General features: G+C 74.0%; 18 protein-coding genes. 5 read left to right on the plus strand and 13 right to left on the minus strand.

Features of this window, described 5'->3' with window-relative positions:
* The first annotated feature begins 72 nt into the window (after window positions 1-72).
* Window positions 73-891: a diacylglycerol kinase gene (locus ACQKM2_RS10140; protein WP_427708434.1), complete on the plus strand. Its 819-nt coding sequence runs from the start codon at window positions 73-75 to the stop codon at window positions 889-891.
* A 34-nt stretch (window positions 892-925) separates the two neighbouring features.
* Here ACQKM2_RS10140 and ACQKM2_RS10145 read toward each other — a convergent pair whose 3' ends face one another.
* The 8 genes from ACQKM2_RS10145 to ACQKM2_RS10180 form a co-directional block, all read right to left on the minus strand.
* Window positions 926-1,624, minus strand: coding sequence for an alpha/beta hydrolase (locus ACQKM2_RS10145; protein ID WP_427708249.1), 699 nt, complete (start codon window positions 1,622-1,624; stop codon window positions 926-928).
* Window positions 1,625-1,738: 114 nt separating this feature from the next.
* Window positions 1,739-2,956, minus strand: a complete 1,218-nt coding sequence (locus ACQKM2_RS10150) for a cytochrome P450 (protein WP_427708251.1) — start codon at window positions 2,954-2,956, stop codon at window positions 1,739-1,741.
* 25 nt (window positions 2,957-2,981) lie between these two features.
* On the minus strand, window positions 2,982-3,641 hold the full coding sequence (locus tag ACQKM2_RS10155) for a response regulator (RefSeq protein WP_285547313.1): 660 nt from the start codon (window positions 3,639-3,641) through the stop codon (window positions 2,982-2,984).
* Window positions 3,638-4,966, minus strand: coding sequence for a sensor histidine kinase (locus ACQKM2_RS10160; RefSeq protein WP_427708254.1), 1,329 nt, complete (start codon window positions 4,964-4,966; stop codon window positions 3,638-3,640). The genes ACQKM2_RS10155 and ACQKM2_RS10160 overlap by 4 nt, the downstream gene beginning before the upstream one ends.
* Window positions 4,967-5,053: 87 nt before the next feature.
* Complete coding sequence (locus ACQKM2_RS10165) at window positions 5,054-5,725, minus strand: response regulator (protein WP_427708255.1); 672 nt, start codon at window positions 5,723-5,725, stop codon at window positions 5,054-5,056.
* Window positions 5,722-7,038, minus strand: a complete 1,317-nt coding sequence (locus ACQKM2_RS10170) for a sensor histidine kinase (RefSeq protein ID WP_427708257.1) — start codon at window positions 7,036-7,038, stop codon at window positions 5,722-5,724. The genes ACQKM2_RS10165 and ACQKM2_RS10170 overlap by 4 nt, the downstream gene beginning before the upstream one ends.
* A gap of 10 nt (window positions 7,039-7,048) precedes the next feature.
* The gene (locus ACQKM2_RS10175) at window positions 7,049-8,236 is read right to left on the minus strand and encodes an acyltransferase family protein (protein WP_427708259.1); all 1,188 of its coding nucleotides are present in this window, start codon (window positions 8,234-8,236) and stop codon (window positions 7,049-7,051) included.
* Window positions 8,229-9,158, minus strand: a complete 930-nt coding sequence (locus ACQKM2_RS10180) for an alpha/beta hydrolase (RefSeq protein WP_427708261.1) — start codon at window positions 9,156-9,158, stop codon at window positions 8,229-8,231. Before ACQKM2_RS10180 ends, ACQKM2_RS10175 begins: the two co-directional genes overlap by 8 nt.
* A 288-nt stretch (window positions 9,159-9,446) precedes the next feature.
* Here ACQKM2_RS10180 and ACQKM2_RS10185 point away from each other — a divergent pair, with 288 nt between their 5' ends.
* Complete coding sequence (locus tag ACQKM2_RS10185; protein WP_427708263.1) at window positions 9,447-9,926, plus strand: HIT family protein; 480 nt, start codon at window positions 9,447-9,449, stop codon at window positions 9,924-9,926.
* Between the two features lie 28 nt (window positions 9,927-9,954).
* On the opposite strand, the gene ACQKM2_RS10190 is transcribed toward ACQKM2_RS10185, so the two are convergent.
* The 5 genes from ACQKM2_RS10190 to ACQKM2_RS10210 all read right to left on the minus strand — a co-directional run bounded on the left by ACQKM2_RS10190 (window position 9,955) and on the right by ACQKM2_RS10210 (window position 14,172).
* Window positions 9,955-10,599: a LysE family translocator gene (locus tag ACQKM2_RS10190; protein WP_427708265.1), complete on the minus strand. Its 645-nt coding sequence runs from the start codon at window positions 10,597-10,599 to the stop codon at window positions 9,955-9,957.
* Between the two features lie 5 nt (window positions 10,600-10,604).
* The gene (locus ACQKM2_RS10195; RefSeq protein WP_427708267.1) at window positions 10,605-11,006 is read right to left on the minus strand and encodes a nuclear transport factor 2 family protein; all 402 of its coding nucleotides are present in this window, start codon (window positions 11,004-11,006) and stop codon (window positions 10,605-10,607) included.
* A gap of 81 nt (window positions 11,007-11,087) precedes the next feature.
* Window positions 11,088-12,776, minus strand: coding sequence for a serine/threonine-protein kinase (locus ACQKM2_RS10200; protein ID WP_427708269.1), 1,689 nt, complete (start codon window positions 12,774-12,776; stop codon window positions 11,088-11,090).
* A 273-nt stretch (window positions 12,777-13,049) separates the two neighbouring features.
* On the minus strand, window positions 13,050-13,550 hold the full coding sequence (locus ACQKM2_RS10205; RefSeq protein WP_427708271.1) for a MarR family winged helix-turn-helix transcriptional regulator: 501 nt from the start codon (window positions 13,548-13,550) through the stop codon (window positions 13,050-13,052).
* Window positions 13,543-14,172: a DJ-1/PfpI family protein gene (locus tag ACQKM2_RS10210; RefSeq protein ID WP_427708273.1), complete on the minus strand. Its 630-nt coding sequence runs from the start codon at window positions 14,170-14,172 to the stop codon at window positions 13,543-13,545. The genes ACQKM2_RS10205 and ACQKM2_RS10210 overlap by 8 nt, the downstream gene beginning before the upstream one ends.
* A gap of 165 nt (window positions 14,173-14,337) precedes the next feature.
* Between ACQKM2_RS10210 and ACQKM2_RS10215 the strand changes: the two genes are divergently transcribed.
* The 3 genes from ACQKM2_RS10215 to ACQKM2_RS10225 all read left to right on the plus strand — a co-directional run bounded on the left by ACQKM2_RS10215 (window position 14,338) and on the right by ACQKM2_RS10225 (window position 17,221).
* Window positions 14,338-15,690 (plus strand): aspartate aminotransferase family protein, encoded by a 1,353-nt coding sequence (locus tag ACQKM2_RS10215; RefSeq protein ID WP_427708275.1) that lies wholly within the window; start codon window positions 14,338-14,340, stop codon window positions 15,688-15,690.
* Window positions 15,691-15,798: 108 nt separating this feature from the next.
* Window positions 15,799-16,470 (plus strand): GntR family transcriptional regulator, encoded by a 672-nt coding sequence (locus ACQKM2_RS10220; protein WP_427708277.1) that lies wholly within the window; start codon window positions 15,799-15,801, stop codon window positions 16,468-16,470.
* Window positions 16,471-16,570: 100 nt separating this feature from the next.
* The gene (locus ACQKM2_RS10225; RefSeq protein ID WP_427708279.1) at window positions 16,571-17,221 is read left to right on the plus strand and encodes a hypothetical protein; all 651 of its coding nucleotides are present in this window, start codon (window positions 16,571-16,573) and stop codon (window positions 17,219-17,221) included.
* The last annotated feature ends 83 nt before the right edge of the window (window positions 17,222-17,304 follow it).

Raw genomic sequence — 17,304 nt, forward strand, 5'->3', positions numbered from 1 at the left:
CAATAGCGCAAGGGCCTCTTGCACAAAGATGCTACCCGAGGAAGGACCGAGGTGTCGGCTCCAGAGCCCGCCATGAGCCATGCGGGCGCGCCGGTAGGCGGCCTGCTCGTGCTCGTCGACCCGGTCGCCCGCCGTCTTGACGGCGAGTCCGTGCGAATCGCGAAGGATGTGTTGTCAGCGGGAGCAGCGGCGAAAATCTGCCTCCCGGATTCGCAGGAGGAATTTGCGCGGGCCCTCGCCCGCCGCGGTCATCGGCGGCCGGTGGTCGTGGGAGACGACCGGGCACTGGTGCGGGCCGTGGGGCTGCTGCACCGGGAGCGGGAGCCCGGCGAGCGGGTGGTGTCGCTGATTCCGGTGGGGCCCGCGGGGTCGCTCGTGCTGGCCCGGTCGCTCGGCGTGCCGCTGTCGGCGGTGCTGGCGGCGAGGACGGCACTGGACGGGGTGGCGCGGCCGCGGGACCTGCTGGTGGACGACGGCGGTGGGGTGGTGCTGGGCGGCCTGCGGATCAGTCCGCCGGTGTCGGCCGTGCGGCGCGGCGGGGGCTACCGCTCGCTGCTGCGGACCCTGCTGCCGAGCCCGGCGCCGCCCGTGGGGCCGGTGCACCGGCTGCGGGTGGAGGTCGACGGGGTCGTGGTCGCCGACGGGGACCGCCCGGTGGAGGACGTGGCCGTACGGACCGCCGGGGGCGGCGCGGGACCGGCGGAGGTGGTGGTGCGGCTGTCGGGCGCGCCGCCGCTGAGGGGCTGCGCGGAGGCGGTCACGGTGTCCGCGCTGGTCGGGGCGTCCGGTGAGGACTTCCGCTACCGGGCGGACCACGCCCTGGCCGGCCCGGTGCGGCGGCGCACGTGGACGGTGCGGCGGGCGGCCTGGGCGCTGACGCTGCCGAGGTGAGGCGTCCCGGGGGCTCCGCCCGGGACGACAGGCCCTAGCGGCCGGCCGTCTCGTTCGCGGCGGCCTCGATCAGGTCGCAGACGGGGCCCGGCTGGGAGGCCAGGGAGGCGTGCGAGCTGTCCAGCTCGACCGTCTTGCGGGGGTTCATCCGCTCGGCCATCATGCGCTGGTTGTCCGGGTGGATCATGTGGTCCTGGGTGGACACCTGGTACCAGGACGGCTTTGCCCGCCAGGCCGGGGCGGTGATGGCGTCGCCGAAGGTGGACCCCAGCGGGGCCTTCTGGGTGACGGCCATCACCAGGGCCTCGTCGGCCGTCAGGTCCTGCGCGAAGCTCTCGTGGAACTTGTCCTGCTTGAGCCAGAGGTAGCCGTCCGAGTCCGGCGCGATGTTGGGGAAGGCCGCCGGAGGGCGCTGCTCGGTGAGCGCGCCGGGGCTCTCCCCGGCGTCGGGCGCGAAGGCCGCGACGTAGACCAGCGCGGAGACGTTCGGCAGGTCGCCGGCCTCGGTGATGACGGCGCCCCCGTACGAGTGGCCCACCAGGACCACGGGCCCGTCGATCTGCCGGACCATCTTGCGGGTGCGTTCGGCGTCGTCGGCCAGCGAGGTCAGCGGGTTCTCCACGGCGTGCAGGTCGCGGAAGCCGCGGCGGTGCAGCTCGGTGATGACCTTGGACCAGTGGGCGGCGCCGCCCCAGAAACCGTGGACCAGGACGATGGCGGGCTTTTCGGGCATGGGGACGTGCCTCTTCTCGCTGCGGGGCGGGGCAGGGTGGGGTGGGCGGAGGCCGGCTTCGCTTCACGCTAGGCAGCCCTCCGGCAGCCCGCCACCGGAGGACCCGCCGCCCGCCTAGAACTCCACCAGGAGCTCCCGCAGCCCCCGGATCACATAGCCCTCCTGCCACCGCGGCTCCCTCACCAGCCGCATCGGCGGCCCGTCCGCGTCGAGCAGCGCCCCGAACGAGGCGGCCAGCTCCAGCCGGGCCAGGGGCGCGCCCAGGCAGTAGTGGATACCGGCCCCGAAGGTCAGGTGCGGATTGTCGGCCCGCCCCAGGTCGAGCACGTCGGGTTCCTCGAAACGCGCGGGGTCCCGGTTCGCGGACCCGAAGAGCAGCGCCACCTCGGCCCCGCGGGGGATCAGCACGTCCCCGATCTCGATGTCGTCGAGCACCCAGCGCTCGAACATCTGGAGGGGCGTGTCGTAGCGCATCAGTTCATCCACAGCTGTGGACAACTTTTCCGCGCGCGCCGGACCGGGGTGCGCGCGCAGGCCGGCGAGCTGAACGGGATTGCGGAACAGGGCCCACCAGCCGTTCACCGTGGTGTTCACGGTCGCCTCGTGCCCGGCGTTCAGCAGGAGGACGCAGGTCGAGATCATCTCCTGCTCGCTGAGCCGGCCCTCCTCATCGTGGGCGGCGATCAGCGCGGAGATCAAATCCGCGCCGGGCTCCTTGCGGCGCTCGGCGATCAGCTCCCGCAGGTACGCGCTGAACTCCACGCTCGCCGTCACCGCCCGCCGCGCGGTCTCCGCGTCCGGCCGCAGCTCGAACATCCCGCAGATGTCCGCCGACCAGGGCCTCAGCAGCCCCCGGTCCCCCTCCGGGACCCCCAGCAGCTCCGCGATCACCGCCACCGGCAGCGGCTCGGCGACAGCGGTGAGCAGGTCCCCGCCCCCGGCGGCCCGCAGCCCGCCCGCCAGCTCCCGCGCCAGCCGCTCGACCGACGGCGCGAGCCGCTCCACCATGCGCGGGGTGAACGCCTTCGACACCAGCCGCCGCACCCGGGCGTGCGCGGGATCCTCCAGGTCCAGCAGGCCGTTCCCGTTGAGCACGTGGAACGGCTCGTGCTCCGGCGGCGGAGCCTCCCGCCCGAACTCCTCGTGGCTGAACCGGTGCAGGTAGGTCCGCCCCAGCCGCCGGTCCCGCAGCAGCGCGCTCACATCGGCGTAGTGCGGCACCAGCCACTGCCCCGTCGCCTCACACCACACCGCCCTCCCCTGCTCCCTCAACTCCCGGTAGGCGGGGTACGGATCGGCTACGAACGCGGCATCCCAAGGATCAAAGCGCATCCCAGCACCCTAGGCGCTGCGTTCCCTAAGCAGGCGTCACCAGCCGTGTCTCGTAGGCGTACACCGCGGCCTGGGTCCGGTCCCGCAGGCCCAGCTTCACCAGGATCCGGCTCACATGCGTCTTGATCGTCGACTCCGCCACCAGAAGCCGGTCCGCTATCTCCCCGTTGGACAGGCCCTGCGCGATCAGCACCAGCACCTCCGTCTCCCGCTCCGTCAACTCCGACACCCCCGAAGGGTCCGCCGCCCTCTGCACCTCCGAAAGCTTCGAGAACTCCGAGATCAGCCGCTTCGTCACCGACGGGGCGAGCAACGCCTCCCCGGCCGCCACCACCCGCACCCCCTCCGCCAGCTGCCGGGCGGAGGCGTCCTTCAGCAGGAACCCGGACGCCCCCGCACGCAGCGCCTGGTACACGTACTCGTCGAGGTCGAAGGTCGTCAGGACCAGCACCTTCGCGTCCGTGTCCGCCGCCACGATCTGCCGCGTCGCCTCCAGACCGTTCATCTCCGGCATCCGGATGTCCATCAGCACCACGTCCGGCCTCAGGGCCGCGACCTGCGCGATGGCCTGCCTGCCGTCGACGGCCTCCCCGACGACCTCGATGCCCTCCATCGCGTTCAGCAGGACGGAGAACCCCTCGCGGACCATCATCTGGTCGTCGACGATCAGCACCCGGATCGTCATGCCGGCTCCTCCTCGGGCTGCGGCCGGCTGCGCACCGGTATGAACACGGCCACCTCGTACCCGCCCGCACCGGTCTCCCCGGCCGTCATCTCCCCCTCCAGCATCGCCACCCGCTCCCGCATCCCCGTGATCCCGTGCCCGGCGCCCGGCGAGGGCGGGACGTCCCCGTCCGCCGGACCGTTGACCACCCGTATCCCCAGCCCGCCCAGCACGTACGAGACCTCCACCTCGGCCGGCGCCCCCGGCGCGTGCCGCAGGCTGTTGCTCAGGGCCTCCTGGACGATCCGGTACGCCGACAGCTCCACGCCCTGCGGCAGCTCGCGCACCGCACCCGTGACCGTCTTGTCCACGCGCAGACCGGCCTCCCGCACATTGGCCAGCAGCCCGTCCAGGGCGGCCAGCGTCGGCTGCGGGGCCTCCGGGGCCTCGTAGTCCGCGGACCGCACCACACCCAGCACCCGCCGCAGCTCCGTCAGGGCCGCCACCGCGTTCTCCCGGATGGTCGCGAAGGCCGCCTCCAGCTCCGGCGGCGGATTCTTCACCCGGTACGGGGCCGCCTCCGCCTGGATCGCCACCACCGACATGTGGTGCGCGACCACGTCGTGCAGCTCCCGCGCGATCGTCGTCCGCTCCTCCAGCAGCGTCCGCCGGTCCCGCTCGACGGCCGTCACCTCCCGCTCCGCGATCACCTCGCGCCGGGCCTCCCTGCGCGTGTTGCGGACCGTCACCACCAGCAGGGCCACCGCCGAGAAGAAGGCCATCGGCGCGACGGCGCCGCCGTCCGCGCCGCCGACCAGGATCGGCAGGGCCGTTCCGTACACGAGGGTGATGACCCACATCCAGGCGGCGGCCCGGGGCCTCAGCCGCATCGCCACGAAGGTCATGACGGCGAGGGTCGCCACGAACGTGCTCGGCGACCACGGCCAGGACAGGGTCCGGTCGGAGACCACCGACAGGGCCGTGGTCAGCGCCAGCACCACCCAGAACGCCCCCGCGGGACGCACCAGGGTCATCAGCACCGGACCCGCCGCCAGCAGGCCCAGCACCACGAACTGGACCGGCGGCCCGCCGAACTGGTTGTCGGTACTCGCGAGCATGGTCACGATGAACGCCGTCACGACCACCACGGCATGCGGCAGGTAGGCCGCCTTCGGCCGTATGCCCTCGGGAAGCCGGCGCACCAGCGGCCCGTCCGTCCGCATCGGCGGCAGCGGCCGGTAGGCGAAGGCGTCGGTGATCAGCTCGTCGCGCAGGCTCTGCAGCAGGCCCGAAGCCATCCGCAGTTCGGGAGGCCGGGGGGTCGCCCCGGTGGTCGTCTCGGTCATGTCCAAACCGTAGGCCGGTGCCTCCCTCGACCGCGTCGCCGCCGAAGGGGATTTCCCGGGGTCCCCCTCAGGTACTACACGGGGCCCTCAGTAGCCCGCCGGACGGACCAGACCCGTCTCGTAGGCGAACACCGCGGCCTGGGTCCGGTCCCGCAGGCCCAGCTTCACCAGGATCCGGCCCACATGGGTCTTCACCGTCTGCTCGGCCACCACCAGGTGCGTCGCGATCTCCCCGTTCGACAGGCCCTGGGCGATCAGCGACAGCACCTCGGTCTCCCGCTCCGTCAGCTCCTCGATCCGCGCCCTGGACGGCGCACGCGGGGCGCCCAGCCGCGAGAACTCGGTGATCAGGCGCTTCGTGATGTTCGGCGACAGCAGTGCCTCGCCGGCCGCGACCACCCGCACGGCCTCGGCCAGCTGGTCCGCCGAGGCGTCCTTCAGGAGGAATCCAGAAGCACCCGCGCGCAGCGCCTCGTACACGTACTCGTCCAGGTCGAAGGTGGTCAGCACCAGGACCTTCACCGCCGAGCCGGGCGTGCCCGTGATGACGGAGGTGGCCTCGATGCCGCCCATCCCCGGCATGCGGATGTCCATCAGGACCACGTCCGGCGCGAGTTCCCCGGTCTTCGCCACCGCGTCGGCGCCGTCTATCGCCTGGCCCACCACCTCGATGTCGGGCTCGGCGTTCAGCAGGACGGTGAAGCCCTGCCGGACCATCATCTGGTCGTCGGCGATCATGACCCTGATCGGAGTGCTCATGCGTCCTTCTTCTTCTCGGAGACGGAACCGCCCGGCGGATCCATGGGGAGCACGGCGCTCACCTCGTACCCGCCGTCAGGGCGCGGGCCGGCCGCCAGCTCTCCCCCCAGCATGCCCGCCCGCTCCCGCATGCCGAGCAGCCCGTGCCCCGCACCGGGCGACGGCGGGGCCGGCCGGGTCGGCGCCGAGTTCGCCACGCACAGGTGCAGTTCGCGCGGCCCGTAGGCGATGCCGACCTCCACACGGGAACCGGGGGCGTGGCGCAGGCAGTTGCTCAGCGCCTCCTGCACGATCCGGTAGGCGGTGAGCTCCGCGCCCGGGGTCAGCGGCCGCCGTATCCCCGCCGTCTCGGTGGTGACGTCCAGTCCGGCCGCGCGCACGTTGTCCACGAGGGCGTCCAGCTCGGCGAGGGTGGGCTGCGGGTGGTGCGGGTTCGCCGGGTCGTCGGCGTGCTCGGAGCGCAGCACGCCCAGGACGCGCCGCAGTTCGGTGAGGGCCTCCAGGGCGTTCTGCCGGATGCCGGCGAGGTTCTCCTTCAGCTCCGGAGACGGGTTCTCCACCAGGTGCGGGGCCACCTGGGCCTGGATGGAGATCACCGACATGTGGTGCGCGACGACGTCGTGCAGCTCACGGGCGATCCGGCTGCGCTCCTCCAGCAGCGTCCGCCGTGCCCGCTCCTCCTCCGTCAGGGTCTCCTGCGCGACGAGCTGGCCGCGGGCCAGCCGCGTCGCCCGCAGCGCGTACCCGAGGAGGCCGGCGAAGCCGAAGACGAGGAGCGCGCCGACCGTGCTGCTCTGGCTGTGCTCCGGCTTGAAGAGCATTTCGGCGATTCCGGTGCAGGCCACGGAGACGGAGACGACCGCGGCCGTCACCCTGGGCGGCACGCGCAGGGCCACCAGCAGGACCAGCGGGGCGAAGGCGAAGGGCCCGATCGGCGTCCAGGGCCAGGTCTGGCCCTGCCCGACGTGGCCGTGGATCGCGGCGGCGATGAAGCCGTAGGTCACCAGGCCGAGCCACCAGGCGGCGACCGGCCGGAACATCGCGGCCACGATGGAGAAGCCGGTGAAGAGGCACAGCACGATGACGCTCGGATCGCGCACGTGGTAGTGGTCCTGGACCTGAGTCAACGTCAGAAAGCCGAAGAGGACCGCGACGTACACGACCAGGGCGTGCGGCAGCCGGTTCAGCCAGCGGGGCCGCTTCATCGGGGGCAGCGGATCCCGCCCGAGGAAGAACAGCTGCCGGGTCACACCGCGCGCGGCGGGGACGTCCTGGCCGGGCCCCTCGGCCGCGGTCTCTCTCTGCTCGTGCACGTCGTCCACCCTAGGCATGGGAGATCTCCCTCGTGGATGCCGGTCGCCGGTCGCGCGGTGTCCCCGCGGCCTTCCGCGGCCGGGGGGCCCGCTCGTAGGTGTGGAAGGCGGCCCAGCAGACGGCCAGGGCGGCCGCGAACACCGGCAGCCACAGGAGCCGGGCGGCTATCCAGCCCGCGGTACCGGGCACGGTGTGCAGCCCGGGCAGATCGGTGGAGACCAGCAGCCCCAGGGCGGTGACGGACATCATCGCGGTCTGGTGCCAGAGGAACACCGTCATCGCGGAGAGGTTCATCAGGGCGACCTTCGCCCAGGTGCGGGGCCGGCGCATGGCCCGCGCCAGCGGCCCGCGCGCCAGCAGCGCCAGCCCGCACTGGGCCAGCCCGAAGGCGACGGCGGCCAGTGTCGGCGGGTTCAGGTTGGACACCGCCGCCCCCGGCACCCCCACCATCGAGGCCGGGTACCCGCCCCACAGGACCAGCGCGGCCGCACCGGCCGCGCCCCCGCCCAGCAGGAGCAGGGCCGGACGGCGCCGGGCGAACGCACCCCGAGCCCACGCGGCCCCCAGGGTGTAGGGGACGAGCCAGCCCGCGGCGACATTGACCCAGCCGATCCACTCGGGCCCGCCCAGACCGAACCGCCACACGTCGACCGCCGCCACCACGAGCGCGGGCCACAGCGGGCTCAGCCGGACCACCAGCGGGGTGGCGGCGGTCAGCGCGGCGAACACCAGCAGGAACCACAGCGGCGACCACACCAGCCGGAGCAGGGTCCGGACGGTGTCCAGCTCGGCGCCGCCCAGCAGCAGCCCGCCCGCCACGACCGCCCACAGCGCGAGCACCGCCGCCACCGGGCGGAACAGCCGCCCCAGCCGCAACCGGACCCAGCTCCCGTACGCGACCCCGCGCGCCCGCGCCGACGCGTACCCCTGGGCCGCGACGTGCCCGCCGACCAGGAAGAACACGGCCAGCGTCTGGAACACCCAGGACACCGGGGCCAGCCAGGGCATGTGGGCCAGCGGACTCACCCCGCGCAGGCCGCCGTCCGTACTGGTCAGCGAGGTCACCAGCCAGTGCCCGAGCACCACGCCGAGGATCGCGAGGGCCCGCAGGGCGTCCACCGAACGGTCCCGGTCCGCCGGGGTCGCCCCGTCGACGCGGTCGGCCAGCGCCGACCAGCGGGCGAGCGGGCTACGCATGCGGGGCCTCCGCTCCGAGGACGATGCGGGCCAGGCTGCCGAGGGACTCGGTGCCGGGCTTGAGGTAGTCGCTGTGCCCGGCGGAGCCGGCCGGGAAGGCGCGGGCGCCGAAGGCGGGATCCACGGGATCGGTACCGAACCCGACCCCGCCGAGCCGGACATGGGGAACACCGCCGATCCAGTCCCCGGAGCCCCGGCCGGCCCACACCCGGGCGGTGGTCGGCAGCTCCCCCGCGGTCGCCGCTCCCGTGCCCGGGCTGCCGTACAGGGCCATGTCGGTGACTTCCGGGCCGGTTCTGGTCCGGCCGCAGACCACCGAGCCGTACGAGTGGCAGAGCAGGGAGATCCGGGCGCCGTCCGGGGTCAGCTTCCGCAACCCGGAGAGGAACGGCCCGAGTTCGGCTGCGGCCCGGTCGGCGCGGTCGGCGGTCAGGACGGTGGTGCTGACCGTGCCGGGGGTGTCGTAGCCGAGCCAGGCGACCACCGCGGAGCGCGGGTGCCCGGCCTGGAGCCGCTGCTGGAGGGAGCGGGCCCCCTCCCGGAAGCGCTGGTAGGTGTCCAGGTTCGTGTCCGAGCCCGGCACCAGGACCGCGATCCGGTCCGCGCCGTCCAGGTCGCCGAACACCTCCACGGCGCGGCCCTGGCCGCGGCCGTCGAAGGCGAGGAACCGGGCTCCGCTCCCGGCCATGGCCCGCAGTCTCGCGGCCCGGCCGGAGTGGCCCGACGCCTCGGCCGTACGGGCCGCACCGGCGATGCCCGCGAGGGAGGCCGCGTACCGGCTCTCCAGGGAGGCGGACTCGGGGACCGCCTCCGGGACGGGCGCCGGGATCCGCGGGGACGCGGCGGCGGACACGGGGAGCACGACGGCCGCGGCGACGAGGCCGGCCAGCAGGGTGCGGCGGAGGCGGCTGCCAGTGCTCATCTCGGATTCCTCTTCCTGTCCTTCGGTCCGGCGGGCAGGCGCCCGCTCTGGTAACGAAGTTAGGAATCGGCCCCCCTCGTCGGCGTCACGCTGCGGAGCGGCCTTCGCAGGTAGCTCTCAGGTATGACCACCGCTACCTGAGAGCCAGCCGACAGCGGTTCTCCACCGGTCCGCGAGCGCCGGGCGGGCATCGGTGCGCCCGGCCGACCCCGGCCGACCCCGGCCGCCCCGGCCGCCCCGGCCGACACCGGCAAATCTCCCTCCACCGGCCTCCGTTAGGGTCCGGAGATGAACGACACCGACTGGCGACACGACCGCATCGGCAGCGCGCACCGGGGGCTGAACCCCACCGTCCTGCGCCGCCTCGACTCCGGATTCGCGGCCATCGGGGACCGGCAGTTCCTGCCCGGGTACTCGGTGCTGCTGACCGACGACCCCGCCGTGACCCGGCTCTCGGACCTGCCCCCGGCGCGCCGGATCGCCTACCTCACCGACCTGGAGCGGCTCGCCGAGGCCGTCGAGCGGGCCTGCGCGCGGCTCGACCCGGCCTTCCGCCGCGTGAACATCGAGATCCTCGGCAACACCGACCCGTACCTGCACGCCCACATCTGGCCGCGCTACGACTGGGAGCCCGAGGACCTCGTCCGGATGCCGGTCTGGCTCTACGAGGACGAGGAGTGCTGGCGCGGCGAACGCCACGCGCTCGCGCCCCGCCACGACGGGATACGGGCCGCCGTCACCGAGGAGCTCGACCGCCTCCTCCCGTAGCGGGCCGGCTCCGCCCCCTACCTCGGAGCTACGTCGCGGACGTGGCCACGCGCACCCCGAAGCCGATCAGGACGACGCCCGTCACCCGGTCCATCGTCCGGCGGACGCGCGGCCGGGTGAAGAAGCGCCGGGCGCGCGAGAGGACGTAGACGTACGTGCTCAGCCAGGCCAGCGTCAGCAGGACGTGGACCAGGACGAGGAGCGCCATCCCCGCCGCCGGGCGCAGGCCCGGCGGCGCCAGGGTGGGCAGCAGGCCGGTGTAGAACACGGCGATCTTCGGGTTGAGGGCGTTGGCGACCAGGCCGGTGCGCCAGGCACTGCCGCCGCGGCCGCGGCCGGTCGCGGGGCGGTCCGCCGGGTCACCGGCCGTCCCGTCCAGGGCCGTCCCGGCACCCGGGCGGCGCAGGGCCTGCGCGCCGAGGAAGCAGAGGTACGCCGCACCCGCGAGCTTGACCACGAGGAACACCTCGGCCGAGGCGGCGAGCAGCGCAGCGAGCCCGGCCGCCGTCAGGGCGCCCCACAGCAGCAGCCCGACGGCGATCCCGCCCACCGTGCGCAGCCCGTCGGCCCGCCCGCGGGAGACGGCGCGCCGGGTCACGATGGCCATGTCGGGGCCGGGTACGAGGGTCAGCAGGGCCAGGACGCCGGTCGCCGCGGCGAGTTGCGTGAGCACACGGCTCAGTCTGCCACCAGGGGTTCGACGTAAACGGCTCTCCAGCGGGGCGCAGGGTCCTGTCCAGGGCTCGTCCAGTACTCCCGGGCGCCGACGACCTGTCCTCCGTGCACCGTCCACAGTGATACGGCCCGGTAGAGGACGTGGTCCTCGGGTATCTCCACCTCGGTGACGACGAGGTCTCCGTCGGCGAGGATGCGCAGGACCTCGACGGAGCCGATGGACCGCCCGCCGGTGTCGTCCTCCTCGTCACGGAGCACGGCGATGAAGTTGGCCCTGCCGACGATCCGCTCGCCGCTGACCGGCCATTCGATGACGGCGTCCTCGGCGACGAGCCCGGCCACGCCGTCCCAGTCGCGTGCCTCGATCCGCTCCCACAGTCGTGCCACTACCTTCAAGGGCTCCATGTGCGGCAGTGTGCGGCGGGCCCGTCTCAGGCAACAAGCTCTGTTTGCAGGCTTATTGACTTCGACACAAACGGCCGTCGACTACTCCCTGTAATACGTGAGAGGGGGGCTGTCTCCCCCGCTCAGCTCGCGGACCAGGCTTCCGTCGGGCAGTAGCCGCAGCCGGCTCCAGCCGCCGGGCGTGCAGGTGGGAGGGGTCCCGGAGGTGACGGCGGAGGCGTCGAGTTCCACCGGGTCGGGGGCGCTGCGCAGGGCGGCCCGCCAGGAGCAGGCGTACCCGGGGTGCTCGACGCGCAGGGTCATGACGGAGTCGCCGACGGCGCCGGGGGTGAGGGTCAGGCGCCAGTCGGCGGAGCCGGACGTGGCCCGCCAGGTGCCGGCGTAGGACTGGGGGAGCCGGCCCGCCCGGGTTCCGCTTCCGGGGCTCCCGGAGGCGGGGGCGGAAGCGGATCCGGAGCCCGCGGAGGGGCCGCCCGCGGGCCCGGAGGGCGCCGTGACCGGGGGCCGGGGCGCGGAGCCCCCGCTCATCACCGCGTACACCGTGCCGCCCGCGGCCGCCGCGACGACGACCGCCACCACGGCGAGCAACGCCGTCGACACGGTGCCGGGGCGGGCCGGGGGCGCCGCGGGAGGCGGCTCGTACGGCTGGACGGGCACCGGCGGCACGGGCACCGGGGGGCCGGCGGTGACGGGCGCCGCGAGGGTGGCGGGGACGGGGCGCGGCACGGACGGTACGGGGGCGAAGGGCGGCGACGGCGGTGCGACGGGCGGGGCGGTCGGCGTGAAGGGCGGGGCGGTCGGCGTGAAGGGCGGCGCCGGGGCCGAGGGCGGGGGCGCCCCCGCCGGGCCGGCGTCCTCGCGGTCGAGGAGCTGTGCGGCCTGCCGCCCCAGCTGGGCCACGAGCGGTGCCGGGAGCCAGGGTTCCAGAGCCCGGCCGTCGGCCACCGTGTCGCCCGCCCCCACCCGGGCCAGCACCGTCGCCGGGTCGGGCCGGGCGGCGGGGTCCTTGCGCAGGCAGTCCGCGACGAGCTCGCGCAGCCCGTTCGGTACGCCGTCCAGGTCCGGTTCGGCCTCGACGATGCGCAGCAGCAGCCCGGCGGTCCCGCCGGGGTGTTCCGCGTCGCCGAACGGCAGCCGTCCGGTGGCCGCGTAGGCGAGGACGGCGCCGAGGCAGAAGACGTCGCAGGCCGGGGTGACCGGCCCGCCGCGCACCTGCTCGGGGGCCATGAAGCCGGGGGAGCCGACCAGTTGCCCGGTCCGCGTCAGGCCGCCGTCGGGATCGTCGAGGGGGCGGGCGATCCCGAAGTCGATGACGCGGGGGCCGTCGATGGTGAGCAGCACGTTGGAGGGCTTCAGGTCGCGGTGGATCAGGCCGGCCCGGTGGATGTCCTGGAGGGCGTACGCGAGTCCGGCCGCGAGGATCCGTACCGTGCGGGCGGGCAGCGGCCCGAAGTCCCGGGCCACGACCTGGCGCAGGCTCGGCCCGGCGACGTAGCCGGTGGCGAACCACGGGGCCGGCGCCTCGGTGTCGGCGTCGAGGACGGGCGCGGTCCAGGCGCCGCCGACGCGCCGGGCGGCGGAGACCTCCTGGCGGAACCTGGAGCGGAACTCCTCGCGGAGGGCCAGGCCGGGGTGGACGAGCTTGACGGCGACGGCACGGCCGCGGTCGGAGCGGGCGAGGTAGACCTGGCCCATGCCGCCGGCCCCGAGGCGGGACAGGAGGCGGTACGGGCCGACGTGGTGCGGGTCGGTGGGGTGGAGCTGCTCCATCGCCGGGTGGTCCCTTCCCCCTGGGCTGACCGGACGGGCCGAGCGTAGTGCGGGGCGCTCCGCGGGGGGAGGGGTTGCCCCGGCCGGTGGCCCCGGCGGGTGGCCCGGCGGGTGCCCTGGCCGGTGCTCTGGCCGTTGTCCCGGCGGGTCCGTTCCGGGGTGCGGCGCGGGGTGCGGGCCGGTGCCGGGGACGGGGTGGGGTGCCGTCCGCGACGGGCTTCGGCGTCCGGCACCTGTCCGGCACCCGTCCGGTACCACCCCGTCCCCGCCCCCTCAGGCCTCCGACGCGATCGCCGACAGCGCCGCCGAGAGGCGGTCCAGGACCGCGACCGCCTCGGCGAAGCCGGCTTCGCCGAGGGCCTCCGCCAGCCTGTCGGCCAGTTCCGCGTGCCCCGGATCGATGCGGGCGACCGCGGCGCGGCCCGCCTCCGTCGGGCGGAGCAGCTTCGCGCGGCGGTGGGCCGGGTTGGGGACGTACTCGGCGAGGCCCCGGGCGGCCAGCAGGTCCGCCACGCGCTGGACGCTCTGGCGGGTGATGCCCATGGTCCTGGCGATGCCCGCCACGGGCAGCGGCTCCGTCAGCACCGCGCCCAGGACCTGCCACCACGCGGCCGTCAGCCCGGCCGGGCGGGCCAGCTCCTCGGAGACCGAGAGGAACTGGCCGTTGAGGTGGAAGACGCCCAGCGCGGTACGGCTGAGCAGGTCCTGCCGCTCCCGCCCGGTCAGCGGTTCGGTCAGGGGTTCAGCCAGGGGTTCAGTCAGGGGGTCAGGCATCGCCCGCCTCCGCCGCCGCCATCAGGACCGGGAACGCGCTCGCGTCGGAGTCGTGGAAGAGCCGGTACCACGCGTCGAGGACGTCCGGCTTGTAGACGCCGAGCCGGGCGAAGACCTCCCGGGCGAAGGCCACCGGTTCGGTCGGACCCGCCGTGATCAGGTCGCCCGCCGTCACGGCGTCGGCCTCCACGTACTGCCCGGCGCCCGCGTACCCCGGCTGCTCGGCGAGGTAGAACGAGACCGCGCTGGTGTGCGGGCGGTCGTCGAGCAGACCCTCGCGGGCCAGGCCCGCCGTGGCTCCGCAGATGGCCGCGACCGGTACCCCGGCGGCCAGGAACTCGCGGGCCTTGGCCGCGAACGGGGCGAGTTCGTCGCCGGAGTCCCAGAGCTCGGCGCCGGTGAGGATCAGCATCGAGGAGTCCTCGGGGCGCAGGTCCCCGAGGGACAGGTCGGGCAGCACCCGGAGCCCGCCCATCGTGGTCACCGGGGTGCCGGCGGAGAAGCCGACCGTGCGGATCCGGTGGCCGTGCTGGGTGAGGTGCGCGGTGGTGTGTCCGGTCTCCCAGTCCGCCCACGTGTCGTAGACCGCGAGGTGGACGGGCTTGGCGGGGGTCTCGGTCATGGTGCTCGCCTCCAGTTGGCAGGACGAAAGCTATGACAGAAGACTGTCATCATGCCAGTGTGCTGTCAATGGCGGCGTCGGGCAGACAGACTGCCGAGGGCGGCCCCCCACCCCCATACAGTCCGCCGATATCCCTTCCCACCTGCGCACTTCTAGCGTGACGACATGACCCCTCATGTCACCGGCGCGACCGTCAAGGCCGCCGACCGCGCTCACGTCTTCCACTCGTGGTCCGCCCAGGCCCTGATCGACCCGCTGGCGGTCGCCGGCGCCGAGGGCTCGTACTTCTGGGACTACGACGGGAACCGCTTCCTCGACTTCTCCTCCCAGCTGGTCAACACCAACATCGGCCACCAGCACCCCAAGGTGGTCGCCGCCGTCCAGGAGCAGGCCGCGAAGCTCTGCACCCTGGCGCCCGGTTTCGCCGTCGACGTCCGCTCCGAGGCCGCACGCCTCATCGCCGAGCGCACCCCCGGCGACCTCGACAAGATCTTCTTCACCAACGGCGGCGCCGAGGCCGTGGAGAACGCCGTACGCATGGCCCGGCTGCACACCGGCCGCCAGAAGGTGCTCTCCACCTACCGCTCGTACCACGGCGCCACCGCCGCCGCGATCAACCTGACCGGCGACCCGCGCCGCTGGCCCTCGGACACCGCCTCCGCCGGTGTCGTCCACTTCTGGGGCCCGTTCCTCTACCGCTCGCCCTTCCACGCGACCACCGAGCAGGAGGAGTGCGAGCGCGCCCTCGCGCACCTCGCCGACACGATCGCCTTCGAGGGCCCGCAGTCCATCGCCGCGATCATCCTGGAGTCGGTGCCCGGCACCGCAGGGATCATGACCCCGCCGCCCGGCTACCTGGCCGGCGTGCGCGAGCTGTGCGACCGCCACGGCATCGTCTTCATCCTCGACGAGGTCATGTCGGGCTTCGGCCGCACCGGCAAGTGGTTCGCCGCCGAGCACTGGGACGTCACCCCCGACCTGATCACCTTCGCCAAGGGCGTCAACAGCGGTTACGTGCCGCTCGGCGGCGTCGCCATCTCCGCCGCCATCGCCGAGACCTTCGCCACCCGCCCCTACCCGGGCGGGCTGACGTACTCCGGCCACCCCCTGGCCTGCGCCGCCGCCGTCGCGACGATCAACGCGATGGAGGAGGAGGGCATCGTCGAGAACGCCGCCCGCATCGGGGCCGAGGTCATCGCCCCCGGGCTGGCCGACCTCGCCGAGCGCCACCCCTCCGTCGGGGAGGTCCGCGGCCTCGGCGTCTTCTGGGCGCTGGAACTCGTACGCGACAAGGAGACGCGCGAGCCGCTCGTCCCGTACAACGCCGCGGGCGCCGACAACGCCCCCATGGCCGAATTCGCGGCGGCCTGCAAGGCGTCCGGGCTGTGGCCGTTCGTCAACATGAACCGGACGCACGTCGTCCCCCCGTGCACCGTCACGGAGGCCGAGGCCAAGGAGGGCCTGGCCCTGCTCGACGAGGCGCTCACGGTGGCCGACCGGCACACCAGCGGCGCCTGACGGTCCGGACAGCGGACGTCACATCCGCATTCCGGCCGTAGACCGATCGGTTTCAGCCGCGCTGCCTGGCCTAAGGTGTCCGATGACCTATTGAGGAGACGGACCCCTATGCCAGGCAGCCGGAGCGGAGGTGTCACCCGCAACACCCTTCGGCAGCAGATCGCGGACGCGCTGCGTGACGAGGTGCTCGCGGGGCGTCTTCCGCCCGGGACCGAGTTCACGGTCAAACAGATCGCCGAGCAGTACGAGGTCTCCGCGACCCCGGTGCGCGAGGCGCTGGTCGACCTCTCCGCGCAGGGGCTGCTGGAGTCGGTGCAGCACCGGGGCTTCCGGGTGCGGATCTTCACCGTCGACGACTTCCGGGGAATGATCGAGGCCCGGACGCTGATACTCGACGGCATCTTCCGCCGCCTCGCCGAACGCGGCACCCCGCCCGGCACGGGTGAACTGCTGGTGTCCGTGCGCCGCCGCGCGGAGGAGGCGCGGCGGGCCGCGCGCAGCGGTTCGCTCGAAGTGCTGATCGGCTACGACCTGCGCTTCTGGCGGGAGCTCAGCGGGCTGGTCGGCAACGCCTACATCTCGGACTTCCTGCACCGCATCCGCGTGCAGTGCTGGGTCTTCTCCGTGCCGCACCTCCAGGGGGCGCCCGAGCTGCGGGCCGCGCTGTGGGACGGGCACAACGAGCTGGTGGACGCGGTGACGCTGGCCGACGCCGACGAGGTGCGCCGCCTCGTGCGCGCCTACAACCAGCACGGGCTGGACTGGGCCGCGAGCCTCTGACTCCGCACCTTCGCCCGCCCGGGTTCTGCGCACCCCTTCGCGGAGCGTGTCCGGCGCATTACTCTGGCCCGATCGGCGGCAACGACTGATCGGAGCCCGCGTGGCCTGTGACCTGTGGCTGGTCCCCCTTGTCGACGTGCTGTGCCACAGCCCCGACAACCCCTTCGCGGAAGAGATCGCCTCGTACGACAAGGCGCTGGGCGAGGCGGGCCTGCCGTCGGTGCCCGTGTTCGCGTACATGCCCGGCCTGAGCGGGGACGTGGCCCCGGTGGCCGGCTTCGACTACGACGCCCTGCACTTCCTGCGACGGGCGTACCTGCTGCAGATCTGCGGGCTGCCGGTGACCCCGGTGGACGAGCTGGGCGGGGACTACGAGCAGCTGCTGGAGATGTTCGAGGCCACGGCGCAGCAGTCGCACCTGGTGTGGCACTACGACCACGCGGGCGCGTACGTCCCGGTGGACTTCGGGGCTCCGCTGGCCAACGAGGAGCTGCTGGCCGGCGGCGGCCCGCTGGGGTCCGCGCAGGGGCTGCTGCGGGAGCTGGCCTTCGTGGCCCCCGCGATCGGGATAGACCCGGCGAACCCGCCCGCGGCGCCCGCGCCGCCCGGGGGGCCGACTGCGCTGGAGGAGCCCGCGGGGCCGATTCCGTACGACGAGAGCCCCTTCGCGCGGGAGCGCCACGTGTGGCTGGGCCTGCACGCGGCGGCGACCCGCAGCCTCGGCCAGGGCTCGATGATCATCTTCAGCTGACGCTGATGCTGACCGGACCCGGGGATCCCCCAGGCCCGGCCCCCGGGCCCGGCCCCCGGAGCGCGCCACCCCCGTGAGCGGCG

This window comes from Streptomyces sp. NPDC004126, from assembly GCF_050275515.1.
In the GTDB taxonomy this organism is placed as follows: domain Bacteria; phylum Actinomycetota; class Actinomycetes; order Streptomycetales; family Streptomycetaceae; genus Streptomyces.